5 protein-coding genes are annotated in these 5,270 nt (G+C 44.5%); 2 read left to right on the top strand and 3 right to left on the bottom strand.

Annotation, left to right across the window (positions count from 1 at the left end):
* A partial coding sequence (locus KDK14_RS02450; protein WP_257263435.1) for a hypothetical protein occupies positions 1–346 on the top strand: 346 nt, incomplete at its 5' end.
* A 552-nt stretch (positions 347–898) separates the two neighbouring features.
* Here the strand turns inward: KDK14_RS02450 and KDK14_RS02445 are convergent.
* The 3 genes from KDK14_RS02445 to KDK14_RS02435 all read right to left on the bottom strand — a co-directional run bounded on the left by KDK14_RS02445 (position 899) and on the right by KDK14_RS02435 (position 3,444).
* Positions 899–2,350, bottom strand: coding sequence for a protein kinase (locus tag KDK14_RS02445; RefSeq protein ID WP_257263433.1), 1,452 nt, complete (start codon positions 2,348–2,350; stop codon positions 899–901).
* A gap of 249 nt (positions 2,351–2,599) precedes the next feature.
* On the bottom strand, positions 2,600–2,968 hold the full coding sequence (locus KDK14_RS02440) for a hypothetical protein (protein WP_257263432.1): 369 nt from the start codon (positions 2,966–2,968) through the stop codon (positions 2,600–2,602).
* Between the two features lie 98 nt (positions 2,969–3,066).
* On the bottom strand, positions 3,067–3,444 hold the full coding sequence (locus KDK14_RS02435) for a hypothetical protein (protein ID WP_257263431.1): 378 nt from the start codon (positions 3,442–3,444) through the stop codon (positions 3,067–3,069).
* Positions 3,445–3,718: 274 nt separating this feature from the next.
* Between KDK14_RS02435 and KDK14_RS02430 the strand changes: the two genes are divergently transcribed.
* Positions 3,719–5,209 (top strand): AAA family ATPase, encoded by a 1,491-nt coding sequence (locus KDK14_RS02430; protein ID WP_257263430.1) that lies wholly within the window; start codon positions 3,719–3,721, stop codon positions 5,207–5,209.
* Positions 5,210–5,270: the final 61 nt, after the last annotated feature.

The raw sequence follows: 5,270 nt of genomic DNA, 5'->3' as shown, positions 1-5,270 counted from the left end.
AGATATTAATTCTCGTTCTATATCAGACGACAATACTTCCGACCGTTCTGAAGAGCCAATTAAACTAAACGATGATGCTGCCCTGACCTATCATGCAAGTACTGGTTCAGAGAAAGAGCCCATAAAAAGCGATACCATTAAATCTACTCCCAAAAGAAAGTCGACTGAATACGTCAGACTATACAATGCCACGCATGCCAACTTTTCCTCTGGGAAGGTGACTGTAAACCCCAGAATTCCCGTTGGCGCGTTTAATGTTCTGGAGCAAGCGGGTCTCATCCACCGTAATGAAAGTGGTAATCCTGAATTACGTATTCCGGAGTGCGATTTTGGTGGTGAAATGTAAATAAGAGTGCCTTTCGCCTCGAGGAGCAAGTTTATTTGTCAAGAGCTTTAGAGATAGTAGTGCGTGGTTTCAATGAGTTTGACGGGTTGTCGTTATTATAAGTCTCTGCACTCCGTTCGTTCTGAGCCTGTCGATGGGCGCAAACTTCGGCCCATGGTAGAGCGTGCCAACCTCCGCTCAGGATGAACGGAGTTGGTACACGCCAATCTCATTGAAATGATGTAGTAGTGATAATCTGTTCAACAGGCATCACTGCTCTCCCTCTTTTTAATCACTGCTTCTAATAGCAAATAAGGAGATCATTCATGCCTTTTTAGCTTGGATATTTCATAAACTGTCGCGAATCTCGTGTACGACCACATGGATTTGGGAGGTAGGGAGACTCAGTATGCCAACGCCGAGGACTTTGTCGCTCCAAGGGGTTTTGTGAGGGAGCGCCGTACAGTAGAGACTATTCAAAACTCCCTTGGATAGGCAAAGGAGTAGCGTGTTTGTGAGCACGCTTATGAAATATCTCGGTTAGTTCAGGCGCTTAAAAATCGTACAGGGAGTTTAACCTAGGAGCATCGCAGCACTGTATTTCTGAAGTTCCTCGCGCAAGGCAGCTAATCGTCGTTTTTCCAAAACAAGTTCTTTTTCTTGCAAAAAAATAAGTTCTTTTTCTTGCAAAATAAGTTCTTTTTCTTGCTCTTCTTTTTCCCTGATCAGACTTTGAATTTTCTGAACCTTTCCCTGACACTGAGCAAGATCGTCGGTTAGCTTTTTCATTTCAGCATCAGAGTTGCACTTGCCCTTTTTTTCTATCGCTTTTTCTGCCTCAACCAGTGCCTTAAAGGCATTCTGATGGGCAATATACAGGTCCATATGCCCCATTTCATCGAGTTTCTGTTGGCGAAGATAGGGGTATGTCAGCAATTGTCCGGCACTTGGCCGTTTATCCGGATCAAGCTGCAGGCAACCCAGCAAAACGTTCCGCCAATCCTCGGAAATACCGGGTCGCCGTTTAATTTGAATGATCAGCTTGTTATAAGCCGATGTATCAAGTTCATATTTAACAAAGGCCTTTTTCAAGTCAGGCTTTAGTTTAACCAGTATTCGTTCGTATGCGGTTAGTTTTAGTGGCTTCTCTTTAATAATTGAGTGGCGATATCCCAGCTCCATTTCCGCCAGGGTGAGACCCAGAGACCAAATATCTGCTTTCTCAGTTGCGGTTTCCATATCAAACGTCTCGGGTGCAGAATAATCGGGGCTCCGGGTCAAGAGCTTAAACTGTCCTTTTCTGTTGCGCTTGACTGCAATTCCATAATCAATTAGTGATACTTCACCTTTGCTATTAATGGTAATATTTTGCGGTTTGATGTCTGAGTGCAGTATGCCTTTTTCGTGAACCTTTTGCAGGGACTGAAACAGCTGCCTGGCGATACTGCACTTCATATGTCCGGGGATACCTTTTCTTGTGGCCGGCAACAATAAATCCTCCCTTTTAAACAAATCAAACAGCATTTCAAGGTTTGCGCCCTTGTCATGCATTACCAGGCGATTTCTTCTGTACCAGGGGCTATAAATAAATTCACCCATCGCCTTCAGGCACTTTTTCTCATTTGTTGCGAAGGAACACAAGAGGCTGTCATTGTCTTTGACTACGTAAAAACGCGACATTTTTTTACTGCCTGCGCCCTTTGGTGGAACCTGTACCGCCCGGAATACCTTGCCAAAGCAACCTTGACCAACCAATTTTTTTTTTACCGTGTTCTTTACCAAAATTTTGATCTTCCGATAATTGAACGGCAGCACATGCCCTGACTCTTCCGGAACCACATCCACCGCTCGATGGACAATACTGACATTACCATGGTCCCAGCTCGAACCAGAGGGTGTAAAGGCCGGGTTGGCGATACCCTGAGCCGTTCTCGCAGCAAAGGTTCCCTGTTTTTCATTTGAGTTATCGGTGGTTAACGATGAAGTATCCCGCAATTGTTGTGGCTGAACATATCCTGTAGTCATACTTTCTCTCCCTGAAAGCCAGTCACATCTGACAAGCCAAAACGTCGTTGAATGTTGCCAGGTTATGACGTAAGAGCCTAACATTGCAGGCAAATAATTGTACTAACCAAGTTGTCAGTATCGCTGAACTCAAGGGACTATCCTGAAATAACGTACTACATAAGTAGCTGCCCATATGAAGTCATATATTTCTGACTTCTTTTGCGTATCATCAGGTAAAAGCCATTCAATTACATTTTCCCCTGTTTTTTAACGCCAGTGCTGGCGTGCAGGTCTGCTGCAGACCCTGTCGTAGAGAGATTTACCAACTTTGCATAAATTATCCAGAGGCTCACACAAATAAACAAAAAATGATAGTACCGCTGCTTCAGCAGCAAATATTAACGCATCTTGTCGCAGGTCCCGGTATTCACTGTATTTATCAGGTCCCAGATTCCTGGCAAGAAATTCTTGCGCCGGTACATTAAAAACAGTATTGACATGGTTACAAATAGCAACTGTCACAGTGCCAATGGCAATTGAGAAGACACCATTTGCGATGTTTTTTTTAAATTCCGGGGATAACACGGAGGGCATTTGACCATTGGCTGATGCTGAAAAATGGCTGATGGGCAACACGGGTAAAACCTCAAGTGAAACTCACTGGTTTGTGATGGTCCTGGTAACGCCCTATAAAAAAGCGTGTTAGCACTTCAATTTTGATCAGGATTTTTTGATCAGGAATGTGATGCAAGCCGACTACATACTCTGTCGTATATCGATTTAGCCAGGATGCAACAATCAGTCAGACCTCCATTGGCAGCAAATAATATTAACGGATATACATAAAGCCTGGTTATTTTGATCTCACCATTTATGAGACCAATATATTTAATCCTTTCATAACCACTCAGATTCTCCAGGGCATAATCCTCTGCATGCCTGTTAAAATACCCGTGTATGTCCAGAGATGCTGTGGCAGCAAGAACTCCACCTAGAAATGAACCGCAGACTGTGTAGGCAATCTTTACGGATTGGTCAAGTAATGGCAGGGAATCCGGGGGGGTTGCTGATGTACTTGCTGGAAAATTGTACCCAAAAGAAGAAGTTTGCATGGTAAACCACCTGAGTAACACAAGATTTTCGTCGGTTAGACATTACCAACAGGTGCAAAGTTCAATTTGGATATTTTTTCAAATCCCCATGACCGGAATAGCCGGTCATGGGGATTTTCAGGCCGCGGAGAGCTTCTTCAATACTTCAAATTTTTCCAGCTGCTCCGGTAACAATAAGACATTCGAAACTTTATGATGAAGACATTTGAACCTTTATCAAGAACATATTGTCTACTCATAAGGTAAATTGAAAAATTAAACAAGGTTGAAATTAATGAAGCAGCTCAGACAGTTTTCTATTGCATTGATAATGTCTATTCTTTTATGCCCTGTTGCCCTGGCAGATGAGACTTCGGTAACACCGGATAAATTACAAATCAGCTATATCAGACAATATATGGCCAACAACCGTTTCTTTGATCGTCTTAACGATTCAGCGTACTCGGGACAACCCATTGAAGCTCAGATAAAGGCAGGCCGGGATGAAGCAAAACGTCAGTATTACTGGGTACTGAAGGAGCATTCCTTCTATGAGTCATTGCCCTACCTGGCGTTTTATGTTCCTGCTTTTATTGTTGCTGGAGCAGCATATTCATACCAAGGTGCCATTGCAAATTATCTGAGGACCGCCTCAGAATTTACTAACGTGATGGCTACCGTGGTTGCTTCCATGGGCGTTGGACTCACAATAACGACAACTATTCCATTTATGATGAATGTTTACTATGGAATATTTACGCCAAAGCTGGCCGAGGAGAATTTAATTCTGGCCTATGGTGCAAAGAAAGCATTTCTGGATAAACGCACGCAACACTACATTGAGGATGAGCTGTTTTACAGTTTCTGGCGAAGCCCCGGCGGTGAAGCACTCAACCGGTTGCAGAAAATTCTGGATAAAGCGTTAAGACTTCCGTTTTACTCCAGGGAACTGGTCTATGATGAAGAGAAAATTGATCAGGCCCTGCGGGACTACCCAGTCCACGTGGCTGACCGGTTAAAACGGTTTGCCCACTCTGAGCTGATTTACCAGCAGACCGATTCCTCCATCCATGATAGCCATTACCCGATTTATTTTTTGGGCGCCCCCGGCACTGGCAAGACCCATGCCGCCAGACAGTTGGCTGAAGCGATGGGGACCAACTTGGCCATTGTCAATCTCGATGGTGCCACCATTGATGATATTGTCGGAACCCCTTTTGAAAGCGCCAATGCCAGGGCTGGCAGAATTCTTGATGCTATCATTGCCCGTACCGAATCCAGCCAGGATGTCAATCACCATAACCAGGTTCTGATGATTGATGAGTTCGATCGGTTGTTCCTCTCCGCAAACGAGAAGAGCAGAGATGTGCTGTCATTTATGTTGAAATTGCTTGATCCGTCCAATCGTTCTTACTATAGCCCCTATCTGAAAACGGAAGTACGTTTGCCTGATACCATCATTCTTGCCGGTAACCGTGATATTCATGAGTTAAGCGCCCATGATACTGAGCTTGAGGCCATTGCCTCCAGACTGGATAAAGTCGTTTTTGAAGGTTTCGATCGCAGTGCGAAAGAGAGAATTGCCTTTGAAGTTATAGTTCCAAACAAGGAGAAGCGTTATCAGTCGGCGGGTAAGCATTTTGCTAATTTCACCTTACCCGAAAGCGGTTATGACATGATTCACGACTTTATTGAAACAGACCAGGACCCGGGGCTGCGTTCCCTGGAAAAATATATATCCCGGGTTTTTGAACAGTTAGCCCGCGGCCTTGCGCCAAAAGCCTGATCCCCGGCCGGAACCGGGAGGCTGTCCGAGAATACACTGCCCTGCGTGGCAACTGCTCCTT

The organism is Endozoicomonas sp. ONNA2 (assembly GCF_024606365.1).
In the GTDB taxonomy this organism is placed as follows: Bacteria; Pseudomonadota; Gammaproteobacteria; order Pseudomonadales; family Endozoicomonadaceae; genus Endozoicomonas.
Note: the sequence above shows the minus strand (reverse complement) of the source record. Positions and strands in the feature narration are given on the sequence as shown.